Here is a 21589-nt window from a genome sequence, read left to right on the forward strand (position 1 = left end):
ACCAATGGGGAGAAGCAATGTCCACCAAGATCACTTTCATCATCGACAATCCGGCAGACCCCGAAGGATTCGAAGCCGCCTACGGGGATTTCGAAGGCAGCGCGCGGGCGCTTCCGCGCCTGCAGCGGTTCGAAGCTGGGAAGGTCTGGCCCAAGGAGGACGGCTCACCCACGCCGGCCTACCGGACCGTGGACTTGTATTTCGACAGCTACGACGACGCCTCCGCTGCCGTGGCGACGGCCGAAGCCGCGGACTTTATGGGTCGGCTGAAGGCTACCGGGACAACGTTCATGGCCCTGTTTACGGACATCGGCGACGCCTGAGTGGCCCGGCGGCCGCTTAGACGGAAGCCTGTACCGTGTAGGCCATGAAGAATCTTCCGCTGTCCCTCACGCTGGCCGCTTTATCCGGGGCGCTCACCCTCAAAAGCCCGTCCAGCTGGTCTCCGCGGGTACGCCGGGCCTACGTTCTCGCTCCCGGTGCCGTGATTGGCATCATCGCTGCTGCGGCCCTCCGAAGCGGCGCTCGGCAAGGGCGGGAGCTGGCAGCCGCCGGGAGGGTGGATCTTGTCACCCCGGCAACTGCCAAGTCCGACGGCGACGCTGCAAGCACCGTACCCCTGCCTTCCTATGTCCGCGCAGATCCGGAGCCGGCAAGGGTCCCGGCGATCGGATTGACCGCTGTGGCTGGGGCGGTGGGCGTCACCGCGAGCGGGGTCCTGGCACTGAGCCTGGTGGTGGACGGGTGGATCGAAACCTGGCTGCGCCGTCGCGGGGCGGCCCGGCCGCGGCTCGTAATGGCAGCCATCGCGGCCGTAACCTCCTTGGTGATGGACCAGATCATGGACTCGAAGGATGCCCGTCGTTAGAGTCACCGTCCGGTCTCGTCGCCCGTTTCGCCAAGGTTCCCACTCCCTGGTGCTCCTGTGGCCTGAGTGGACACTTCCGCAACACCGGCATCTGGAGATGGGTACCCCAGAGCCCCGATGAACCCCGGTCCGTTTCAGCCCAGTCCGTGGCCAATGAAGAGCCTCAGCATGGCCGTTCCGGTCAACATGCTGAAGAATAGACAGCCAAGCGGAAGGGCCCCGGAAGCGGAACTGGCCGAGGAGCTGCAGGTTCCCTCGGGGCAGGCCACACAACACCCAGCCACGTCTAGCTGAGGAGAACCCGCATGTACCGCAGAGTCCGTATCGCCGCCCCCGTGCTCACCTCCGTCGTGGGCCTGGCACTGATCACCGGATGCAACAACACGGCGCCGGCACCCCTGGAAACCGGAACCCCATCAACGAGTGCAGGCACGCCCGAAAGCATGTCGGCCTCCCCGGCAGACTCAAGCATATCGGCGGCACCAGCTGGTTCCGACGCGGAGATCACGCTCAGCCGAGACGGCGAACACAGAATTACGGAAGCTAACACCAGCATCACCGTCACATGCGACGGCGGCGGAGATATCGACGTGCAGGCCAACGGCACCAGCGTGAAGGTGACCGGTCAGTGTGAAGACATCGATATCCGTGGCAATGACAACTCCGTCAGCGGCGATGACGCGGAAAGCCTCGACATTGACGGCAATAACAACGAGGCCAACCTCCTGAATGTGCCCGAAATTGACGTCGACGGGACCGGGAACACCGTCGGCGTCGAACAGGCCCGGGACATCGACGTCGAGGGGGAGAGCAACAGCGTCACCTATGCCTCGGGGGATCCCAGAGTCGAAACGACGGGTACAAACTCGGTTTCGGTGAGATAGACCCGGGTGCGGCCAAGCCGGAAAATAAATGACCGCGCAGTCCCGGGCGCTCGTTGTCTAGGAAGCGGGCCAGTTGCTGGCGGCGAGCTCTGCGGTCAGCTGCATGCAGCGCAGGCGGGCCGGGGAGTAGTCGTAGGGCATCAGGCCAATGGCCTCGATGAGTCCCACGCGCTTTTCCCCGCTGCCAGTGCTTTGGTCGGCTTCGCCCGCACCTTCAGCGCCGGCGGGGTTGCGGGCATCCCAGGAGTCAATAAGCTCATCGTCGCTCTGAGCCTGGCCCGAACCGGCGATTGCGGCGTCCAGCTTGAGCTCGAAGGCATGGCGTTCGGCAGCGGCCTGCTCCACGCGGGGATCATCGAGGGCGATCGTGTCATCGAGCGCCTCCTCGGCGGCCTCGACGCGGTCGGACTCCTCCCGCAGGCCCGGGTGAGCAGCCAGGGTGAGATAGCGGCCGGCGTTGACGGCCGCGCCGAGCGGCCCGAAGATCCGCTCCATGACCAGCAGGTTGTCCAGGTCTCCCTGGCGCAGCGAGCCCTCCGGCAGACCCTCGAGGCGGCCGGCGACGAGGTTGGAGAGCAGGCCCAGCCGGCCCTCAAGGGTACGCAGGCGCTGAACGACGACGGCGCCGCGGCCGCCTTCGTCGACACCAGCAGGAGCCGCGTCAGCAAAAACTCCGCGGATGTCCTCCACGCCGATCCCGGCGTCGACCATCCTGCGGATCCACAGCAGCCGGATCATGTCCTCATAGCGGTATCGGCGGTTGCCGTTGCCGTCGCCGTCCCGCTCGGGCTCAGGAAGCAGACCAATCTCGTGGTAGCGGCGGATCTCAGCCGCCGTGGTGCCGGAGAATCGTGCCGCGTCACCGATCTCAACCTGGCGCGGCGGAGTAAGGGACGAATGCATAGGCGTGTGCCTTCCTTTATCGGGGCGGGACATCGCATGGGGCGGACTCCACGACACCTCGGACTGTGCAGCTTCGCATTACCCTACCGGGAGGCGCCCAGCGCAGGTGGGCTCCGGGAGCGTCCTTCGTCACACACGCGGGCCGGAATGGGGCAGATTGTGACGCAGCGCGTACCCTTGATCTGTGAAAACCTTCGAAGAGCTATTTGCCGAACTCAGTGAGAAGGCGGCGACCCGGCCTGCCGGGTCACGCACCGTCGCCGAACTCGAGTCCGGCGTCCACGGCATCGGCAAGAAGGTAGTCGAAGAGGCCGCAGAAGTCTGGATGGCTGCCGAGTACGAGTCTGATGAAGCCGCAGCAGAGGAAATCTCCCAGCTGCTCTACCACCTTCAGGTCCTTATGCTGGCCAAAGGCCTCACCCTGCAGGACATCTACAAGCATCTCTAGCCACGCGCTGCCTTTGAGGACTTCTCAAACAGTGTGTGGCCCGCCGGCAGGCCCAGTTCCCATCTGACTTCCAGCGAAAGAACCAAATCAAATGCTCCGTGTAGCAGTGCCCAACAAAGGCGCCCTTTCCGAATCCGCCTCCGCCATGCTCTCCGAGGCTGGATACCGCCAGCGCCGCGACAGTCGCGAACTGGTGATGGTCGATCCCGACAACGACATCGAATTCTTCTTCCTGCGTCCCCGTGACATTGCCGTCTACGTCGGCTCCGGAACCCTCGACGTCGGACTCACCGGCCGCGACCTCTTCCTGGACGCCCAGGTGGAGGCCGAAGAGCTGATGAGCCTTGGCTTCGGTGCCTCCACCTTCCGCTTCGCCGGCCCGGTCGGCGACTTCACGTCCATGGCTGAGCTGGAAGGCAAGCGTGTAGCCACCAGCTACGACGGACTGCTGCGCGCATACCTCGCCGAGAACGGCGTGAACGCCTCCGTGGTCCGCCTGGACGGCGCCGTCGAATCCTCCGTACGCCTGGGCGTTGCGGACGCGATTGCCGACGTCGTCGAAACCGGCACCACCCTCCGCGCCGCGGGCATGGAAATCTTCGGTGAGCCGATCCTGAAGTCCGAGGCCGTGCTGATCGGCCGCAAGGGGGCCAACCCCGCCGGGCTCGACGTGCTCAAGCGCAGGCTCAAGGGTGTCCTGGTGGCCCGCCAGTACGTGATGATGGACTACGACGTCCGCAAGGAACTCGTCGAAGCCGCCGCTGCCCTGACGCCGGGACTTGAATCCCCGACCGTCTCCCCGCTGCGGGACTCGGACTGGGTGGCCGTGCGCTCCATGATCAAGAAGTCGGACACGAACCGGATCATGGACGAGCTCTACGACCTGGGTGCCCGCGCCATCCTGGTCAGCACCATCCACGCCTGCCGGATCTAGGGGAGCACCATGAGTGTTGCGATCCGCGTTATTCCCTGCCTCGACGTCGACGCCGGCCGTGTGGTCAAGGGCATCAACTTCGAAGGCCTGCGCGACGCCGGTGACCCGGTTGAGCTGGCCCACCGCTACGACCGCGCCGGTGCAGACGAGTTGACGTTCCTGGACGTCACCGCGTCCTCCGGGGCGCGCGAAACCGTGTTCGACGTCGTCTCCCGCACGGCCGAGGAAGTCTTCATTCCGCTGACCGTGGGCGGCGGTGTCCGCACCGTTGAAGACGTTGACCGGCTGCTGCGCTACGGCGCTGACAAGGCCTCCATCAACTCCGCCGCCGTTGCACGCCCGGATGTGATTGACGAGATCACCCGGCATTTCGGTTCGCAGGTGCTGGTGCTATCCGTGGACGCACGCCGCACGCACGACGGTTCAACGCCGTCGGGCTTCGAAATCACCACCCACGGCGGCCGCAAGGGAACTGGGATCGACGCCGTGGCCTGGGCCAAGGAAGCAGCCGACCGGGGCGTGGGGGAGATCCTGCTGAACTCCATCGATGCTGACGGCACCCGCGACGGGTTCGACCTGGAAATGATCCGCGCCGTCCGCGCAGCCGTGCAGGTGCCGCTGATTGCCTCCGGCGGTGCCGGCGTACCCGAGCATTTCCCGCCGGCCATCGCAGCCGGTGCGGATGCCGTCCTGGCCGCGTCCATCTTCCACTTTGGTCCGGACAACGCCATCGCGGACGTCAAGAAGGCCATTGCCGACGCGGGCTATCCCGTCAGGTAACTCTCGTGTTCCCGCCTGCGCCGCTCAGGCCCGGGCGGGAACGAGGTTCGCATACGGCAGACGCCCGTAGCTCTCCTGAAACCGGGCCTGGTAATCCGCCAGTGCGGCGTTCAGCTTCTCGACGGGCAGTTCCTTCCATGCGACCAGCAGGGAACCCGCGTCAGCGAGCTGCCAGATGAGGCGGCCGTCCCAGTGTCCCGGCGGCTTCCCTTTGCCGAAGTCCACGAATTCCTGGATCTGGCGCCTCAGCCCGCGGTTGCCCTTACTCCCGGGCCCGGCCTTGCCAAGAAACAGGATGTCCGTGTCCGCGACCCACTCGGCGGCAAGCTCAGCCGCGGTCAGTGAGGGATTCTTCTTCTTGAAGACGCCCGCGGTGCTCTTTGCGAGAAAACGGGGTTCAAATCCGTCCGGGCGAACAATGCTGAACAACCCCTGACGCTGCGGGATCCGGTTGATATCCAGATCCGCCAGCGGCCGAAATCCGGCAAAACCGCTCGCCTTGAGTGTTTTCCTGTTCACGAAGTGGGAGTCCTTGCACTGAGATGGGGGTCTGCGGCGGGCAGCCGGGTGCTGAATATTCGGGTTCCCAACGATATCCCGGATGAGTCCCTAAGCTCGGGCGAAGAGGCTCAGCACGTATGCGGTTACGGGTGCCAGCCAAAGGGCGGCAATCACATTGAAGGTGATCAGTGCGCGGCGCATCCGGCTCTTCGCCGCGAAGACGGTGAATCCGAGCCACGCGGCACCCCACACGATCAGCATGCCCGGCCACAGGAGAAGCCACCCGCCGGCTGCTTCTGTCCCGTTAAACTCGGAAATATCCCGGTCCAAGGCGGCCAGCGCGGAGATGGGATAGATCAGCAGGAGGAACACGATATTGGCGGCCACCAGCAGGATTACCTGCAGGACGCGGCCACGCGCGGCCGGTTCCCGGCCTGTTTCACCGGCAGGAGGGGTGGACGCGGACGCGGAAATAACTAAAGGCCGATCTCGGCGCTCTCGAGCAGCGCGACGGCGTCGGGCTGGCCTTCGAACATCACCAGGGCCTGCTGCGTGCGGCCATGGGCGTGCAGCAGCAGCTCGCACGGTTCGCCAACGATTGCCACCGACACGGAAGCGCGCTTGGCCACGTGCCGCGGTCCGTCCGGACGCACCAGGACAATGCCAACGTCCACCCCGCGGTAGAGCAGGGCGGCACGTTTGAGCAGTTCGGACCAGAGCGCTTCGGAGTACTCGGCGTCCAGGGCCCGCGGGGCCCAGCGGTCGCCGGCGCGGCGGATGTCTTCGGTATGGACGAAGTACTCCACCAGATTGGCGCTGTTGTCGACCGACTTGAGCTGCATGGGGGACAGCAGGGGAGGGCCCGAGCGGAAGGACTTGACCAGCTTTGCGTAACCCTCTGATGTGGATGCCTTCGCTGCCAGGGCGTCCATGGCTTTGGCGGTCTTGGAGGCGAACGGCTTGACGAAAAAGCCGAGCGCCGAGGCAGGCCGGTGTTCGCGCAGGTAAAGGTGCGCCGCAAGGTGCCGGGTCTCCCACCCCTCGCAGAGCGTGGGCGCGTGGGGACCGGCCGCGAGCAGTGTTTCGGCCAGGACTTCACGTGAGGGTTCTACGAATTGCATCACTGCTGAAACTAGCATGGAACACCCGCCATTGCCCGCAGAACGCGACCATTGGGCTGCGGTGCGGCCAAACGCACTAGAATCGAAGCGATGGCAACAGACACCACCCCCCAGACCCCCCGCCCGGACTCCGCACTGGACCCTGCCGTGGCCGCTACGCTCAAGCGCGACGGCGACGGCCTGGTTGCCGCGGTGATCCAGCAGCACGACACCGGTGAGGTGCTGATGCTCGGTTGGATGGACGACGAAGCACTGCACCGCACGCTGACCAGCGGCCGGGTCACCTTCTGGTCCCGTTCCCGCCAGGAATACTGGCGCAAGGGCGATACCTCCGGGCATGTGCAGTATGTGAAGTCCGTGGCACTGGACTGCGACGGCGATGCACTGCTGGTGCGCGTGGACCAGGTGGGTGCCGCCTGCCACACCGGCACCAGGACCTGCTTCGAAGGCCGAAGCCTTCCGGTAACTTCCTGACCTTTCCCTCCGATCGAAAGCCCATTACATGCAGGATCTAGGTGTTATCTCTCCCTCCCTGGAGGAATTCAGGGCGCTGGCCGCTGACCGGCGGGTTGTCCCTGTGCGGCTCAAGGTGCTCGCTGACGCGCACACGCCCATTGGGATCTACCGCAAGCTCACCGGCGGGGAGCCGGGCACCTTCCTCATGGAGTCCGCCGCTTCCGGCGGCGTTTGGTCCCGCTACTCCTTCATTGGTGCACGCTCCCGGGCCACGCTGACCACCCGCGACGGCGCAGCGTTCTGGCTCGGAGAGCCTCCGGCCGGGGTCCCGGTGGAGGGCAACCCGGTCCAGGCGATGGCCGCAACCCTGCAGTTGCTCGCGACTGACCGGTTCGAGGGCCTGCCGCCGTTCACCTCCGGGCTGGTGGGTTTTGTGGGATGGGAATCAGTGCGGCACTGGGAGAAGCTGACCTCCCCTCCCGTGGATGACCTGGACCTGCCGGAGATCGCCATGAACCTGGTGTCGGACATGGCCATTCATGACAACTCGGATGGCACGGTGCTGCTGGTGGCCAACGCCATCAATTTCGACGGCTCCGACGAGCGCGTAGACGACGCCTGGCAGGACGCCGTGACGCGGCTGCACAGCATGCTGGACCGCCTCGCAGCCCAGTCGCCCCAGGCTGTCACGGTGCTCGACGGCGGCACGGTGGACGTCAGTGCGCTTACCGCCGGAGTGAAGGAATCCTGGCCCAAGCCCGACTACCTGCGGGCGGTTGAACGCGGCAAGGAAGCCATTGTTGACGGCGAAGTTTTCCAGGTGGTCATTTCCCGCCGGTTCGAAATGGACTGCCGTGCCGAAGCCCTGGATGTCTACCGGGTCCTGCGGAACACCAACCCGAGCCCTTACATGTACCTGTTCAATTTCGAGGACTCCCGCGGCAATCCGTTCGCCGTCGTCGGCTCCTCGCCTGAAGCCCTGGTGACCGTGACCGGCAGCGAAGTCATCACGCACCCGATCGCAGGATCCCGGCCGCGTGGCAAAACGCAGGAGCTGGACCGCGCACTGGCCGAGGAACTGCTGGCGGATGAGAAGGAACGGGCCGAGCACCTGATGCTCGTGGACCTGGCCCGCAACGACCTCTCCAAGGTCTGCCGCCCGGGCAGCGTGGACGTCACCCAGTTCATGGAAGTGGAGCGTTTCAGCCACATCATGCACCTGGTCTCCACGGTGGTCGGCGAGCTCTCCCCGCAGCACTCCGCGTACGACGTCCTCTCTGCCACGTTCCCGGCGGGCACCCTCTCCGGCGCGCCCAAGCCGCGTGCCCTGCGCCTGCTGGATGAGCTTGAACCCCACCGGCGCGGTATCTACGGCGGCGTCGTCGGCTACCTCGACTTCGCCGGTGACATGGACATGGCGATCGCCATCCGCTCCGCGCTGCTGCGCGACGGCAAGGCCTATGTGCAGGCCGGCGGCGGAATCGTCGCAGACTCGGACCTCGAGGCCGAGGCACAGGAAACGGTCAACAAAGCCGCAGCACCGCTGCGCGCAGCGCTGATCGCCGGGGGACTGGAACCGGTGACCGCCGAGGTCGCCAGGCAGATCTTCAACAGACAGGACAATTCACAGTGAGCACCAAGCCTGCCGCCACGGCCCCGCGCTGGCGGCGCAAGTCCACGGTGGTTCTGGGCACGGTCCTGCTGGGCGCAGCGGCGTTCGGCACCACCACCCAGACCTGGCTCGACGTCGTCCTCCCGCAGGCCGCCGTGGAAACCGGGGACATCGCAGTTGCCGGCAACGAAGCAGCGACGGCCGTGACTGCGTTCGCCGTCGTCGCTCTCGCTGCGGCATTGGCAGCCTCAATCGCGGGGAAGGTGGCCCGCTGGATCATTGCGGCAGTGCTGCTGGTGGCCGGGATCGGCATCGCGACGGCCAGCCTGTCGGTCATTACTGACCCGGCGCAGGGCGCCGCAGGGGCGGTGGGCAAGGCGATCGGTGTCAGCGGCAGCGCCGGAGCTGAAATTACCCTTACCGCGATGCCGTACCTGGCCGCCGCAGCCGGCGCGATGATTGCCCTTGCTGCCGTGTGGCTGGTTGCCGCCTCCAGGACATGGGCCGCCTCCCGCCGCTACGCAGCGCAGCCGGCCACCGGCGCAGCCGCCAAGGAAGCGTCCACGCAGCCGCCGATCGACGAGATAGACAGCTGGGACCGCTTCACCAAGGGCGAAGACCCCACCAACTTCCGCTAGGCGGAGCCTTGGCCGCGCAGCACGCGGCGCAACAAGTACGAGAGTTTCTGCCAGCTAATGGCAGAATGGATGCCAGACCCGTTTACGAGGAGATTTACCATGAGCACAAACGCCGTTGACCAGCAGGACACCAAGCCCGAGAACGAGGCCGAGGTACACGCCAGCATCCATGACGAGACCATCGGCCACGGCAACACTCCCGCCGCCTGGACCTGCGTACTGATCATGATGGCCGGTGCCCTGGTTTCCAGTATCGGCTTTGTCATTGCCAGCTGGCTCTGGTTCAACATCGGTCTCGGCGTCATGGTCCTCGGCCTGATCGTGGGCTTCGTCATGAAGAAGGCCGGTTACGGCGTCGGCGGCTCGAAGCTGAAGAACAGCGGACACTAAGTGTCCGTTCTCGACGACATCATTGCCGGTGTCCGCGAGGACATGGCCCAGCGGCAGCAGGAACAGCCGCTGGAAGTGGTGCAGGAGCGCGCCGCCCAGGCCGCTCCTGCACTTGATGCCTATGCCGCCCTGGGCGGCAACGACACCCCGCGTTCCATGCTCCGCGTGATCTCCGAGGTCAAGCGGTCCAGCCCCTCCAAGGGAGCGCTGGCCGACATCGCGGACCCCGCAGACCTTGCCCGCAGCTATGAGCAGGGCGGAGCCGCGGTGATCAGTGTCCTCACCGAAGAACGCCGGTTTAAGGGATCCCTGGCGGACCTCGATGCCGTGCGGGCAGCAGTGGGCATTCCGGTGCTGCGCAAGGACTTCACGGTGGACCCGTATCAAATCTGGGAAGCCCGGGCACACGGAGCGGATCTTGTGCTGCTCATTGTGGCAGCGCTGGATGATGAGGAACTGCGTTCCTTCCTGGACCTGACCCATGAACTGGGCATGAACGCCCTGGTTGAGGCGCACACCGCCGAGGAAATCCAGCGGGCCGGCGCAGCCGGAGCACGGATTATCGGCGTGAACGTCCGCAACCTGAAGACCCTCGACGTGGACCGTTCCGTTTTCGCCTCGCTTTCCGAATCCATCCCCGCCGGTGCGGTAGTGGTGGCGGAATCCGGCGTGCGGGACGCTGCCGACGTCGCGCACTATGCAGCTCACGGCGCCAACGCGGTGCTCGTGGGCGAAGCGCTCGTCAAGCACAATGACCCCGCAGGCACTATTGCGGAGTTCATGCAGATCGGAGCCGGCGCTATCGCCGACCGGCTGCAGTCCAGCGGACGCTGAGGACTAACTTTCGACAAACCTTCCGTTAACCGCCCTCAGCGGCCCACGGACTAGAGCAGGACAGGACAGCTCCATGACCGGGAACCCGGAGAACAGCACCCCCGCCAGTGCGGCAGGCACGCCAGAGCAGACGGTGGACGGGCAGGTGACGGACTCCTTCCTGGCTGGCGGGCAGTCCCTCCGCCACGCCGCAGGACCCTACTTCGGGGAATACGGCGGCCGCTGGATGCCCGAGTCCCTCATTGCTGCGCTGGATGAGCTGACGGAGACCTTTGAAAAGGCCAAAGCAGATCCGGACTTCACAGCCCAGATCGCCGAGTTGAACAAGAACTACTCCGGCCGCCCCTCGCTGCTCACCGAAGCCAAGCGCTTCGCCGAGCACGCCGGCGGCGTGCGCATCTTCCTCAAGCGCGAGGACCTGAACCACACCGGTTCCCACAAGATCAACAACGTCCTGGGCCAGGCACTGCTGGCCAAGCGCATGGGCAAGACCCGCATCATCGCTGAGACCGGCGCCGGCCAGCACGGCGTGGCCAGCGCCACCGCTGCCGCCCTGCTGGGCCTTGACTGCGTTGTCTACATGGGTGCGGAGGACTGCCGCCGGCAGGCCCTGAACGTTGCCCGCATGGAACTGCTGGGCGCAACGGTCGTCCCGGTGACCAACGGTTCGCAGACCCTCAAGGACGCCATCAACGAAGCCCTGCGTGACTGGGTGGCCAACGTTTCGACCACGCACTACCTGCTGGGCACTGCAGCCGGAGCACACCCGTTCCCCGCCATGGTGCGCTACTTCCACGAAGTCATTGGGGAGGAAGCGCGCGAGCAGATGCTGGAGCAGACCGGGAAACTGCCCGACGCCGTCTGCGCCTGCGTGGGCGGAGGATCCAACGCGATCGGCATCTTCCACGGCTTCCTGGACGACCCGTCCGTGGCCATCTACGGCTTCGAAGCCGGCGGCGACGGCGTCGAAACCCCGCGCCATGCGGCCACCATCACGCTGGGACGCCCCGGCGTCCTGCACGGGGCGCGCACCTACCTGATGCAGGACGAAGACGGCCAGACCATCGAGTCCCACTCAATCTCGGCCGGCCTGGACTACCCCGGTGTGGGCCCTGAACACGCCTACCTCGCGGACATCGGCCGGGTTTCCTACGAACCGGTCACCGACTCGGAGGCAATGGAAGCCTTCAAACTGCTGTGCCGCACCGAGGGCATCATCCCCGCCATCGAGTCATCCCACGCCCTGGCCGGTGCCATCAAGGTGGGCCAGCGCCTGGCGGCAGCCTCCGACGGGGATGCCTCAGAGAAGATCGTCCTGGTCAACCTCTCCGGCCGCGGCGACAAGGACGTAGCCACCGCCGCCGAGTGGTTCAACCTGCTGGATGAGAAGTCAGCTGAAGCCGAAATCGGCAAAGAAGGAGAACAGCTGTGAGCGTCTCAACCGCCAGCAAGTCCGCCGCCGCAATCGACCGGGCACGCGCCGACGGCCGCGCCGCACTGGTCGGCTACCTGCCTGCCGGCTTCCCCTCCGTCCAGGAAACCATCGCTGCCGGAATCGAACTGGCACGCGGGGGAGCCGACCTGATTGAAATCGGCATTCCCTACTCGGATCCCGTCATGGACGGTTCCGTCATCCAGGCGGCCACCAGCCAGGCGCTCGAGGGCGGCTTCCGGGTCCAGGAAGTGTTCGACGTCGTTGCCGGGATCACTGCCGAGACCGACGCTGCCGTGCTGGTCATGACCTACTGGAACCCCGTTATGCGCATGGGTGTGGACGAGTTCTCCCGCCGCCTGGCTGAAGCCGGTGGAGCCGGGCTCATCACGCCCGACCTCATTCCGGACGAAGCCGGCGAATGGATGGAAGCATCGGACAAGTACGGACTGGACCGGGTCTTCCTGGTCGCTCCGTCCTCCACGGCTGACCGCATGAAGGCCACCGTTGAGGCGAGCCGAGGCTTCGTTTACGCCGTGTCCATCATGGGCGTGACCGGAACCCGCAACCAGGTGTCCGATGCCGCCGAAGGAGTGGTTCGTGCCGCCCGTGCCGCGGGCGCCGAACGCGTCTGCGTGGGCCTTGGCGTCTCCACCTCGGACCATGTGCGTGAGATCGGCGCCTATGCCGACGGCGTCATTGTTGGCACTGCGCTGGTCGCTGCCCTCCGCGACGGCGGACCGGCAGCCGTCGGTGAGCTGACCCGAGAACTCAGTACCGGAACACGAAAGAACTGACCATGCCGATGTCCCTGGCGGTCCCGGCCGCAATCCCCAGCCCGCCCGCCGAGTTCAGCAGCTTCTCACTGGGACCGCTGACCATCCACGCGTACGCGCTGTGCATCCTGGCCGGAATCATCCTGGCCCTGTGGATGACGTCCGTCCGCTGGAAACGGCGCGGACTGCCGCCGGACGCCGTCTGGGACATCGCCATCTGGGCCATACCGTTCGGAATCATCGGCGGACGGCTTTACCACGTCATCTCCTCGCCGGACGCGTACTTCGGTCCCAACGGGAACCTGGCGCTCATTCCGCAGATCTGGCTGGGCGGCCTCGGTATCTGGGGTGCAATCGCACTTGGTGCCGTGGGCGCCTGGATTGGCTGCCGGCGGGCGGGTATCAAGCTGTCCACCTTTGCCGACGTCGCTGCTCCCGGTGTGCTGCTGGCACAGGCCGTTGGCCGCTGGGGGAACTGGTTCAACCAGGAACTCTTCGGCGGTCCTACAGACCTGCCGTGGGGCCTCGAGATCGACCCCAACAACACGAACTTCCCCGACGGCGCTGCGCCGGGAACCCTGTTCCATCCCACGTTCCTCTATGAATCGCTGTGGAACCTTGCCGGCGTCGCCCTGCTGCTGGCGCTGGACCGGCGCTTCAGGCTGCGCGGCGGACGCCTGTTCTGGCTCTATGCCGCGTTCTACACTGCCGGGCGGGTCTGGATCGAGATGCTGCGCATCGACGACGCGGAAATGGTCACCATCCTGGGAGTCACGCAGCGCCTGAACGTCTGGACTTCCATCCTGATCCTGCTGGTTTCCCTCGGCATGTTTATCTACCTCAGCGTGCGGGCGCGCAGGCAGGCCGAACCGTCCCTGATGCTGCCCGGGCACACCCCGGCCGGCAGTGAAACCGCTGGCCGCAGTAACAATTCACCACTTGATAACAAGAGCGAAACAGATTCGGCGAATGTGAAATCCGGATCACAAACGCGTGACACGCGTGCTACTGTCGCAGAGACAAAAAACGAGGCAGCCAAGCCTCAGCGGCCCGAAGACTCGGGTCCAGCCACGTAGGACCGTACAGCGCGGGTCACCATCCGCCGTCGGTCCGGATGCCACACCGCGGTGGCGGCTAGCGGTAACCGTGCCGGGGACAACCCCGGCAGGACACCGGACGGTTCCTTCGATTGTGAGCCGGCCCCATCCCAGCATGCAGGGCTTTCACACCTAAGCGACCGTAAAATCATCTGACACACCGGACGGTAGATGCCGGCGGTGTGGGGCCAACGTCGTCCCCTCCCAACGCTCAACAGGGGGAAGGACTTACCCTATGACTGACGCAATGTCCCCGCAGGCCGCCCAGGTGGTGTCTCCGTTCCGGCGGTTCGCGGCCTACCCGGAAGATTCCGGCCTGTACCGCGCCGAGAACGAAAAGGACGCCTGCGGCCTGGCTGTCATCGCTACGCTGCGCGGCGAACCCGGACACGACATCGTGGACGCGGCACTGACAGCCCTGCGCAACCTGGAACACCGCGGTGCCGTGGGCGCCGACGAAGGCACCGGCGACGGAGCCGGCATCCTCACCCAGGTCCCTGACGAGTTCTTCCGTGCCGTCACCGGCTTTGAACTTCCCTCTCCGGGAGGCTACGCCGTCGGCACGGCTTTCCTGCCCACCGAAGAGCGCGAGCAGGAAACCGCCCGTGCAGGAGTCGAGGCCATCGCAGAGTCCGAAGGGCTGAAAGTCCTTGGCTGGCGTGAAGTGCCCGTTGCAGCTGACCTGGTGGGCGCCATGTCCCGGGCCTGCATGCCGTACTTCGTCCAGGTGTTCCTCGCCCCGGAAGAAGAGGGCTGCACCGACCTCGATGCCCGCGCCTTCCGCGTCCGGAAGCGGTCCCAGAACAAGTTCGGTGTCTATTTCCCGTCCCTGTCCTCCAAGACCATGGTCTACAAGGGCATGGTGACCACCGCCCAGCTCGAGCCGTTCTTCCCGGATCTTTCCGATCCGCGGTTCAAGACCAAGCTCGGCATTGTGCATTCGCGCTTCTCCACCAACACGTTCCCGTCCTGGCCCCTGGCCCAGCCGTTCCGCACGATTGCGCACAACGGCGAGATCAACACGGTCAAAGGCAACCGCAACTGGATGCGTGCCCGCCAGTCCCAGCTCAAGAGCCCGCTGCTCGGGGATACCCCGGAGGAACTCTTCCCCATCTGCACCCCCGGTGCATCCGACTCGGCGTCTTTCGACGAGGTTGCCGAGCTGCTGATGCTTTCCGGGCGTCCCATCACCCATGCAGTGATGATGATGATCCCGGAAGCCTGGGAAAACCACGCGACCATGGATCCGGCGCGGCGCGCCTTCTACCAGTACCACTCCATGCTGATGGAGCCGTGGGACGGACCGGCAGCTGTTTCCTTCACCGACGGCGACCAGGTTGGCGCCGTGCTTGACCGCAACGGCCTGCGGCCGGCCCGCTACTGGATCACCGAGGACGGCCTGGTGGTCCTGGCCTCCGAGGTGGGCGTCGTGGACATTGATCCGGCCAAGGTGGTCCGCAAGGGCCGTGTCTCGCCGGGCAAGATGTTCCTGGTGGACACCGCCGAAGGCCGCCTGGTGGAGGACTCGGAGATCAAGGCCGAGATTGCCGCAGCGAATCCCTGGGCTGAATGGGTCCGGGAGAACCAGGTGTCCCTGGAGGAGCTGCCCGAGCGCGAGCACGTGCTGCACACCAAGGCCTCCATCAACCGGCGCCAGCGCACCTTTGGGTACACCCAGGAAGAACTGCGCATCCTGCTGGGCCCCATGGCCCGCACCGGTGCCGAACCGCTGGGCGCCATGGGCTCCGACACCCCCATCGCCGTGCTGTCCAAGCGTCCCCGGCTGCTCTTCGACTACTTCGTGCAGTCCTTCGCCCAGGTGACCAACCCGCCGCTGGATGCCATCCGCGAAGAGCTGGTGACGTCCCTGCAGAGTTCCATCGGCCCCAACGGCAACCTCCTGGCCCTGGGCCAGGTAAAGACGCACCAGATTGCCCTGAAATTCCCGGTGATCAACAATGACGAGCTGGCCAAGATTGCCAACCTCAGGAATGGGGAAGGCGAGAAGGCCGCCCTGAAGGTCCGGGGACTCTACCGCCCCGACGGAGGCGAAGCGGAACTGCGGGCACGCATCAGCGAGATCTGCGAAAAGGTTTCCGGCGCCGTGAACCGCGGTGTGCAGTACATTGTGCTCTCCGACCGCGACTCCAACGCCCAGTGGGCGCCGATCCCGTCACTGCTGCTGCTCTCCGCCGTACACCACCACCTGCTCAAGAGCGCCAACCGCACCAAGATCTCCCTGATCGTGGAAGCCGGCGACGTCCGCGAAGTCCACCACGTGGCCGTGCTCATCGGCTACGGAGCCTCCGCAGTGAACCCCTACCTGGCCATGGAAAGCTGCGAGGAACTGGTCCGCAACGGTGACATTACCGGCGTCACCCGCGAGCAGGCCGTGGCTAACCTGATCAAGGGCCTGGGCAAGGGCGTCCTGAAGATCATGTCCAAGATGGGCATCTCCACCGTCGCCTCATACTGCGGTGCTCAGACCTTCGAAGCCATTGGCCTGGGCCAGGAACTGGTGGACGAGTTCTTCCACGGTACGCAGACCCAGCTCGGCGGCGTCGGCCTGGACGTGATCGCAGCGGAAGCCGCGGCGCGCCACACGCACGCCTATCCGGCCGACGAGATCGAGGAGCCGCACCGGAGCCTGGAGAACGGCGGGGAATACCAGTGGCGCCGCGAAGGCCCGCCGCACCTGTTCAACCCGGAAACCGTCTTCCGGCTGCAGCACTCCACCCGTGAGCGCCGCTACGACATTTTCAAGGCCTACACCCGCGGCGTGGATGACCAGGCGAAGAACCTGATGACGCTGCGCGGGCTGCTGGACTTCAAGACCGGTGAACGGCCGCCGGTTCCGCTGGAGGAAGTCGAGCCGGTATCCAGCATCGTGAAGCGCTTCTCCACAGGGGCCATGAGCTACGGCTCCATCTCCAAGGAAGCGCACGAGACGCTGGCGATCGCCATGAACCGGCTGGGCGCCAAGTCCAACACCGGTGAGGGCGGGGAAGACGTGGACCGGCTGCTGGATCCCGAGCGCCGCTCCGCCATCAAGCAGGTGGCCTCCGGCCGCTTCGGCGTCACCAGCCTGTACCTGACCAATGCCGACGACCTGCAGATCAAGATGGCCCAGGGCGCCAAGCCCGGCGAAGGCGGCCAGCTGATGGCGCAGAAAGTCTACCCGTGGGTGGCCAGTACCCGGCACTCCACGCCCGGCGTCGGGCTGATCTCTCCGCCGCCGCACCACGACATCTACTCGATTGAGGACCTCGCCCAGCTCATCTACGACCTGAAGCGGGCCAACCCGTCCGCCCGGGTCCACGTGAAGCTGGTCTCCGAGGCCGGTATTGGCACCGTGGCGGCGGGCGTGACCAAGGCCAAGGCCGACGTCGTGCTAGTTTCCGGGCACGACGGCGGAACCGGCGCTTCGCCGTTGAACTCACTGAAGCATGCGGGGGCACCCTGGGAACTCGGCCTGGCCGAAACCCAGCAGACCCTGATGCTCAACGGCCTGCGCGACCGCGTGGTGGTTCAGGTGGACGGGCAGCTGAAGACGGGCCGCGACGTCGTGATTGCCGCCCTGCTGGGCGGCGAAGAATTCGGGTTCGCCACGGCGCCGCTGGTGGTCTCGGGCTGCATCATGATGCGTGTCTGCCACCTGGACACCTGCCCCGTGGGCGTGGCCACGCAAAACCCCGAGCTGCGCTCCCGGTTTACCGGCAAGCCCGAGTTCGTGGTGAACTTCTTCGAGTTCCTGGCCGAGGAAGTGCGCGAGCTGCTCGCCGAACTTGGTTTCAGGAGCCTTGAAGAAGCGATCGGGCACAGCGAAATGCTGGATACCCGTGCCGCCGTTGACCACTGGAAGGCAGACGGGCTGGACCTGGAGCCGATCCTGCGGGGCCACGAAGTGGACCCCGGTGCGCCGCTGCGCAGCCTGGTGCCGCAGAACCACGAACTGGATCAGCACTTCGACAACAAGCTGATCCAGATGAGTGCCGACGCGCTCTCCAGCCGCCAGCCGGTGCGGATCGCCCTGGACGTGGTGAACACGGACCGCTCGGTGGGCACCATGCTCGGACACACGGTCACCAAGACGTTCGGCACCGACTGCCTGGCCACGGACACGATCGACATCACCCTCACCGGACAGGCCGGCCAGTCCCTGGGCGCCTTCCTGCCCGCGGGGATCACGCTGCGGCTTTACGGCGACTCAAATGACTACGTTGGCAAGGGACTCTCCGGCGGACGCATCATTGTCCGTCCGGACCGCAGCAACGTGTTCCCGGCAGAGCGCAACGTCATTGCCGGGAACGTGATCGGCTACGGTGCCACCAGTGGAGAAATGTTCCTCCGCGGCCAGGTGGGCGAACGGTTCATGGTCCGCAACTCCGGGGCCACCGCCGTTGTGGAAGGCATCGGTGACCACGGCTGCGAGTACATGACCGGCGGCCAGACCCTGATCCTGGGGTCCACCGGCCGCAACTTTGGCGCCGGCATGTCCGGCGGCACCGCATTCGTGGTGGACCTGAACCCGGCACGGGTCAACAAGGACGCGCTGGACAACGGTGAACTGCTGCTGCTGCAGCCCGACGCCGAGGACGCGGACATCATCCGCGGCCTGCTGATCAAACACGCGGAAGAAACCGGATCGCCGCTGGCAGCGAGCCTGCTGGAGGACTTCGAAACCACGGTTTCCCGCATCACCAAGGTACTGCCGCGCGATTACGCAGCTGTGCTCGACGCCCGCGCCTCCGCGGCCGAAGCGGGCCTGGACCCCGACGGCGCCGAAGCATGGACCAAGATTCTGGAGGTAACCGGTGGCTGACCCACGCGGATTTTTGAAGGTACGGGAGCGCGAAACCCAGCCCCGCCGTCCCGTTTCAGTTCGCATCATGGACTACAAGGAAGTCTATGAGCGGCAGGAAAAGGGAGTGCTCAAGGAGCAGGCCGGCCGCTGCATGGACTGCGGCATCCCGTTCTGCCACCAGGGCTGCCCGCTGGGCAACCTGATCCCGGAGTGGAACGACCTGACCTGGCGGGACAAGGGGCAGGAAGCGATCGAACGCCTGCACGCGACGAACAACTTCCCCGAGTTCACCGGCCGGCTCTGCCCGGCGCCGTGCGAGGCGTCCTGCGTGCTGGGAATCAACCAGCCGCCGGTGACGATCAAGCAGGTCGAGGTGTCCATCATCGACCAGGCGTTCGACGAGAACTGGGTGCATCCGCACGCGCCGGAGCGGCTCACGGACAAGACGATCGCCGTCGTCGGCTCAGGTCCGGCGGGACTCGCAGCAGCGCAGCAGCTTACCCGTGCCGGGCACACCGTTGCGGTCTACGAACGTGACGACAAGATCGGCGGGCTGCTCCGCTACGGCATCCCGGACTTCAAGATGGAGAAGATGCAGGTAGACCGCCGCCTGGAGCAGATGCGGGCCGAGGGTACCCGGTTCCGCACCGGCGTCGAGGTGGGCAAGGACATCTCCTGGGAGCAGCTGCGCCGCCGGTACGATGCCGTGGTGATCGCCACCGGCGCCACCGTACCGCGTGACCTGCCCATTCCAGGCCGGGAACTCTCCGGCGTCCACTTCGCCATGGATTACCTGGTGCAGTCCAACCGTGCCGTCGCCGGCGAAAAGGTCAAGAACCAGATCAACGCCGAAGGCAAGCACGTGGTGATCCTGGGCGGCGGCGACACCGGTGCGGACTGCATCGGCACCGCGCACCGCCAGCAGGCCGCCTCCGTGACCACCCTGGCAATCGGCAAGCAGCCGCCGGCAGAGCGGGCAGCACACCAGCCGTGGCCCATGTTCCCCACGCTCTTCGAAGTGGCAAGCGCCCACGAAGAGGGCGGGGAGCGGACGTACCTCGCCTCCACCGTCGAGTTCGTGGGGGAGGGCGGGCAGCTCACCGGCGTGAAGGTAGCCGAAACCGAGTTCGTGGACGGGAAGCGGCTGCCCAAGGCCGGAACGGAGCGGATCATCCCGGCCGACCTGGTCTTCCTCTCGCTGGGCTTCACAGGCCCTGAACCTGCCGGACTGGCCGAACAGGTGAACACCGAGTTCGACGAACGCTCCAACGTCAAGCGGGACGGCTATTACATGACCGCCACGCCCGGCGTGTTCGCCGCCGGAGACGCCGGCCGCGGACAGTCACTGATTGTCTGGGCCATCGCCGAGGGCCGCGCCTGCGCTGCCGCCGTCGACAAGTGGCTGGAGGGCTCCACCAGGCTCCCGGCCCCCGTCGCTCCCAGCGATCGGGCCATCGCACCGTTGTAGTAAACCAAGCGCAAAGGCGCCGGACACTTCAGTCCGGCGCCTTTGCTGCAGGCCGTCCAGGAGGGTCCCGGACTGCATAAAGCCACACAGGAGACTAGGCTAGGAAATATGAGACGCGCAAAGATCGTTGCAACTTTTGGTCCTGCCATAGCCAGTTACGAGAACACCGTAGCCGTGCTTCGTGCCGGTGTAGACGTAGCCCGCATGAACATGAGCCACGGTGACCACTCGGTACACAACAACACGTACGAAAACGTGCGCCGGGCGTCCGAGGAACTCGGGAAGCCCGTCGGCATCTTCGCCGATCTCCAGGGTCCCAAGATCCGCCTTGGACGGTTCGCGGACGGGCCGCACTACCTGAACCGCGGAGACGAATTCACCATCACCATCGAAGACGTGCCGGGTACCGCCTCGCTGTGTTCAACCACGTACAAGGGCCTGCCCGGAGACGTCAACGTGGGCGACATCCTCCTGATCGACGACGGCAAGGTGGGCCTGCGTGCCACAGCCGTTGACGACACGAAGGTGGTCACCGAAGTCACCGTTCCCGGACCCGTATCCAACAACAAGGGCATCAACCTTCCCGGCGTGGCAGTAAACGTTCCCGCCATGAGCGAGAAGGACGAGGCAGACCTCCGCTGGGCCATCCGCCGCGGCGTGGACATGGTCGCCCTTTCCTTCGTGCGCAACGCAGTGGACGTGGCGCGCGTCCACGAGATCATGGACGAGGAAGGCCGCCGCATCCCGGTGATCGCCAAGATCGAGAAGCCGCAGGCCGTGGCAGCGATCGAAGAAATCATCGACGCATTCGACGCCATCATGGTTGCCCGCGGCGACCTCGGCGTCGAGCTGCCGCTTGAAGATGTTCCCCTGGTCCAGAAGAACGCCATCGAGCTGGCCCGCCGCTGGGCGAAGCCGGTCATCGTGGCCACCCAGGTCCTCGAATCCATGATCGAGAGCCCGCGGCCCACCCGCGCCGAAGCTTCCGACTGCGCCAACGCAGTTCTCGACGGCGCCGACGCCGTGATGCTCTCCGGTGAGACGTCCGTAGGCAAGTACCCGATCGACACCGTCAAGACGATGGCGCGGATCATCGAGTCCACCGAGGAGCACGGCCTGAACCGCGTGCCCCCGCTGGGCAGCAAGCCGCGCACCCGCGGCGGCGCGATCACCCGTGCCGCCGTTGAAATCGCCGACCAGCTGGACGCTGCGTGCATCTGTACCTTCACCCAGTCCGGCGACTCCGCGCGCCGGCTTTCCCGCCTGCGTCCGAAGAAGCCGGTGTTCGCCTTCACGCCGGTGGAATCCACCCTCAACTACATGTCCCTGTTCTGGGGTATCCAGCCCATGCTGGTGCCGTTCGTTGAGCACACGGACAAGATGACTGAGCAGGTGGACCAGACCCTGCTTGAAAAGGGCATTGTCCAGGAGAACGCCATGGTGGTTATCGCCGCCGGTTCGCCTCCCGGACAGGCAGGCTCCACCAACCTGATCAAGGTGCACCGCGTCGGCGACGCCGCAGACACCGGCCAGGCCGGCGACGGCAGGCCCCGTGAGAAGGAAAAGGTTGGCCCCTGGCCCGTCAAGGAATCCAACAAGGGCAAGGCCAAGTCCATCTAGGACTCACCGCCCATGCAAAAGCC

The 21589-nt window shown here is 65.7% G+C and carries 21 protein-coding genes; 17 read left to right on the forward strand and 4 right to left on the reverse strand.

Annotation, left to right across the window (positions count from 1 at the left end; all coding sequences use genetic code 11):
- Nucleotides 1-17: 17 nt before the first annotated feature.
- The 3 genes from ABFX29_RS00155 to ABFX29_RS00165 all read left to right on the forward strand — a co-directional run bounded on the left by ABFX29_RS00155 (nucleotide 18) and on the right by ABFX29_RS00165 (nucleotide 1752).
- Nucleotides 18-323 (forward strand): EthD domain-containing protein, encoded by a 306-nt coding sequence (locus ABFX29_RS00155; RefSeq protein WP_152228300.1) that lies wholly within the window; start codon nucleotides 18-20, stop codon nucleotides 321-323.
- Nucleotides 324-367: 44 nt separating this feature from the next.
- Nucleotides 368-868, forward strand: a complete 501-nt coding sequence (locus ABFX29_RS00160) for a hypothetical protein (RefSeq protein WP_152228297.1) — start codon at nucleotides 368-370, stop codon at nucleotides 866-868.
- Between the two features lie 305 nt (nucleotides 869-1173).
- On the forward strand, nucleotides 1174-1752 hold the full coding sequence (locus ABFX29_RS00165; protein ID WP_152228295.1) for a DUF3060 domain-containing protein: 579 nt from the start codon (nucleotides 1174-1176) through the stop codon (nucleotides 1750-1752).
- A 57-nt stretch (nucleotides 1753-1809) separates the two neighbouring features.
- On the opposite strand, the gene ABFX29_RS00170 is transcribed toward ABFX29_RS00165, so the two are convergent.
- The gene (locus ABFX29_RS00170) at nucleotides 1810-2655 is read right to left on the reverse strand and encodes a MerR family transcriptional regulator (RefSeq protein WP_152228293.1); all 846 of its coding nucleotides are present in this window, start codon (nucleotides 2653-2655) and stop codon (nucleotides 1810-1812) included.
- 184 nt (nucleotides 2656-2839) lie between these two features.
- On the opposite strand from ABFX29_RS00170, the gene ABFX29_RS00175 reads away from it, so the two are divergent.
- From ABFX29_RS00175 to hisF, 3 genes are all read left to right on the forward strand, one after another.
- On the forward strand, nucleotides 2840-3103 hold the full coding sequence (locus tag ABFX29_RS00175) for a phosphoribosyl-ATP diphosphatase (protein ID WP_066298286.1): 264 nt from the start codon (nucleotides 2840-2842) through the stop codon (nucleotides 3101-3103).
- A gap of 91 nt (nucleotides 3104-3194) precedes the next feature.
- Entirely contained in the window at nucleotides 3195-4037 is an 843-nt protein-coding gene (gene hisG, locus ABFX29_RS00180) for an ATP phosphoribosyltransferase (protein ID WP_152228291.1), read from the forward strand.
- A 9-nt stretch (nucleotides 4038-4046) separates the two neighbouring features.
- Nucleotides 4047-4817: an imidazole glycerol phosphate synthase subunit HisF gene (gene hisF, locus ABFX29_RS00185; protein WP_152228289.1), complete on the forward strand. Its 771-nt coding sequence runs from the start codon at nucleotides 4047-4049 to the stop codon at nucleotides 4815-4817.
- Nucleotides 4818-4841: 24 nt separating this feature from the next.
- Here hisF and ABFX29_RS00190 read toward each other — a convergent pair whose 3' ends face one another.
- From ABFX29_RS00190 to ABFX29_RS00200, 3 genes are all read right to left on the reverse strand, one after another.
- Nucleotides 4842-5336 carry a hypothetical protein gene (locus ABFX29_RS00190; RefSeq protein WP_152228287.1) on the reverse strand — a complete coding sequence of 165 codons (495 nt, stop codon included), beginning with the start codon at nucleotides 5334-5336 and terminating at the stop codon, nucleotides 4842-4844.
- Between the two features lie 90 nt (nucleotides 5337-5426).
- Nucleotides 5427-5705: a hypothetical protein gene (locus ABFX29_RS00195; RefSeq protein ID WP_152228285.1), complete on the reverse strand. Its 279-nt coding sequence runs from the start codon at nucleotides 5703-5705 to the stop codon at nucleotides 5427-5429.
- A gap of 89 nt (nucleotides 5706-5794) precedes the next feature.
- A complete protein-coding gene (locus ABFX29_RS00200; protein WP_152228283.1) occupies nucleotides 5795-6439 on the reverse strand; it encodes a TIGR03085 family metal-binding protein in 645 nt (214 codons plus the stop codon).
- Between the two features lie 90 nt (nucleotides 6440-6529).
- Here ABFX29_RS00200 and hisI point away from each other — a divergent pair, with 90 nt between their 5' ends.
- The 11 genes from hisI (at nucleotide 6530) to pyk (ending at nucleotide 21566) form a co-directional block, all read left to right on the forward strand.
- Nucleotides 6530-6913, forward strand: a complete 384-nt coding sequence (hisI, locus tag ABFX29_RS00205) for a phosphoribosyl-AMP cyclohydrolase (protein ID WP_152228281.1) — start codon at nucleotides 6530-6532, stop codon at nucleotides 6911-6913.
- Between the two features lie 28 nt (nucleotides 6914-6941).
- Nucleotides 6942-8528: an anthranilate synthase component I gene (locus ABFX29_RS00210; protein ID WP_152228279.1), complete on the forward strand. Its 1587-nt coding sequence runs from the start codon at nucleotides 6942-6944 to the stop codon at nucleotides 8526-8528.
- Nucleotides 8525-9145, forward strand: a complete 621-nt coding sequence (locus ABFX29_RS00215; RefSeq protein WP_152228277.1) for a Trp biosynthesis-associated membrane protein — start codon at nucleotides 8525-8527, stop codon at nucleotides 9143-9145. The genes ABFX29_RS00210 and ABFX29_RS00215 overlap by 4 nt, the downstream gene beginning before the upstream one ends.
- A 99-nt stretch (nucleotides 9146-9244) precedes the next feature.
- Nucleotides 9245-9535, forward strand: coding sequence for an HGxxPAAW family protein (locus tag ABFX29_RS00220; RefSeq protein ID WP_152228275.1), 291 nt, complete (start codon nucleotides 9245-9247; stop codon nucleotides 9533-9535).
- Entirely contained in the window at nucleotides 9536-10369 is an 834-nt protein-coding gene (gene trpC, locus ABFX29_RS00225; protein WP_152228273.1) for an indole-3-glycerol phosphate synthase TrpC, read from the forward strand.
- 73 nt (nucleotides 10370-10442) lie between these two features.
- A complete protein-coding gene (gene trpB, locus ABFX29_RS00230; RefSeq protein ID WP_246167504.1) occupies nucleotides 10443-11801 on the forward strand; it encodes a tryptophan synthase subunit beta in 1359 nt (452 codons plus the stop codon).
- Nucleotides 11798-12598, forward strand: coding sequence for a tryptophan synthase subunit alpha (trpA, locus tag ABFX29_RS00235; protein ID WP_152228271.1), 801 nt, complete (start codon nucleotides 11798-11800; stop codon nucleotides 12596-12598). The genes trpB and trpA overlap by 4 nt, the downstream gene beginning before the upstream one ends.
- A gap of 2 nt (nucleotides 12599-12600) precedes the next feature.
- Nucleotides 12601-13653 (forward strand): prolipoprotein diacylglyceryl transferase, encoded by a 1053-nt coding sequence (gene lgt, locus ABFX29_RS00240; protein ID WP_152228269.1) that lies wholly within the window; start codon nucleotides 12601-12603, stop codon nucleotides 13651-13653.
- A gap of 256 nt (nucleotides 13654-13909) precedes the next feature.
- Nucleotides 13910-18496, forward strand: coding sequence for a glutamate synthase large subunit (gene gltB / locus ABFX29_RS00245; RefSeq protein WP_152228266.1), 4587 nt, complete (start codon nucleotides 13910-13912; stop codon nucleotides 18494-18496).
- Nucleotides 18489-19946 carry a glutamate synthase subunit beta gene (locus ABFX29_RS00250; protein ID WP_152228264.1) on the forward strand — a complete coding sequence of 486 codons (1458 nt, stop codon included), beginning with the start codon at nucleotides 18489-18491 and terminating at the stop codon, nucleotides 19944-19946. The genes gltB and ABFX29_RS00250 overlap by 8 nt, the downstream gene beginning before the upstream one ends.
- A 108-nt stretch (nucleotides 19947-20054) precedes the next feature.
- The gene (gene pyk, locus ABFX29_RS00255; protein WP_152228262.1) at nucleotides 20055-21566 is read left to right on the forward strand and encodes a pyruvate kinase; all 1512 of its coding nucleotides are present in this window, start codon (nucleotides 20055-20057) and stop codon (nucleotides 21564-21566) included.
- The last annotated feature ends 23 nt before the right edge of the window (nucleotides 21567-21589 follow it).

The sequence above is a fragment of the Arthrobacter gandavensis genome (assembly GCF_039528575.1).
Taxonomy (GTDB): Bacteria; Actinomycetota; Actinomycetes; order Actinomycetales; family Micrococcaceae; genus Arthrobacter_B; species Arthrobacter_B citreus_B.

What these genes read in the sequence shown, in the direction of transcription:
- ABFX29_RS00155 (WP_152228300.1), top strand. Translation starts at nt 18, where the DNA reads ATGTCCACCAAGATCACTTTCATCATCGACAATCCGGCAGACCCCGAA.
- ABFX29_RS00160 (WP_152228297.1), top strand. Translation starts at nt 368, where the DNA reads ATGAAGAATCTTCCGCTGTCCCTCACGCTGGCCGCTTTATCCGGGGCG.
- ABFX29_RS00165 (WP_152228295.1), top strand. Translation starts at nt 1,174, where the DNA reads ATGTACCGCAGAGTCCGTATCGCCGCCCCCGTGCTCACCTCCGTCGTG.
- ABFX29_RS00170 (WP_152228293.1), bottom strand. Translation starts at nt 2,655, where the DNA reads ATGCATTCGTCCCTTACTCCGCCGCGCCAGGTTGAGATCGGTGACGCG.
- hisG (WP_152228291.1), top strand. Translation starts at nt 3,195, where the DNA reads ATGCTCCGTGTAGCAGTGCCCAACAAAGGCGCCCTTTCCGAATCCGCC.
- hisF (WP_152228289.1), top strand. Translation starts at nt 4,047, where the DNA reads ATGAGTGTTGCGATCCGCGTTATTCCCTGCCTCGACGTCGACGCCGGC.
- ABFX29_RS00200 (WP_152228283.1), bottom strand. Translation starts at nt 6,439, where the DNA reads ATGCAATTCGTAGAACCCTCACGTGAAGTCCTGGCCGAAACACTGCTC.
- hisI (WP_152228281.1), top strand. Translation starts at nt 6,530, where the DNA reads ATGGCAACAGACACCACCCCCCAGACCCCCCGCCCGGACTCCGCACTG.
- ABFX29_RS00210 (WP_152228279.1), top strand. Translation starts at nt 6,942, where the DNA reads ATGCAGGATCTAGGTGTTATCTCTCCCTCCCTGGAGGAATTCAGGGCG.
- ABFX29_RS00220 (WP_152228275.1), top strand. Translation starts at nt 9,245, where the DNA reads ATGAGCACAAACGCCGTTGACCAGCAGGACACCAAGCCCGAGAACGAG.
- trpB (WP_246167504.1), top strand. Translation starts at nt 10,443, where the DNA reads ATGACCGGGAACCCGGAGAACAGCACCCCCGCCAGTGCGGCAGGCACG.
- lgt (WP_152228269.1), top strand. Translation starts at nt 12,601, where the DNA reads ATGCCGATGTCCCTGGCGGTCCCGGCCGCAATCCCCAGCCCGCCCGCC.
- gltB (WP_152228266.1), top strand. Translation starts at nt 13,910, where the DNA reads ATGACTGACGCAATGTCCCCGCAGGCCGCCCAGGTGGTGTCTCCGTTC.
- pyk (WP_152228262.1), top strand. Translation starts at nt 20,055, where the DNA reads ATGAGACGCGCAAAGATCGTTGCAACTTTTGGTCCTGCCATAGCCAGT.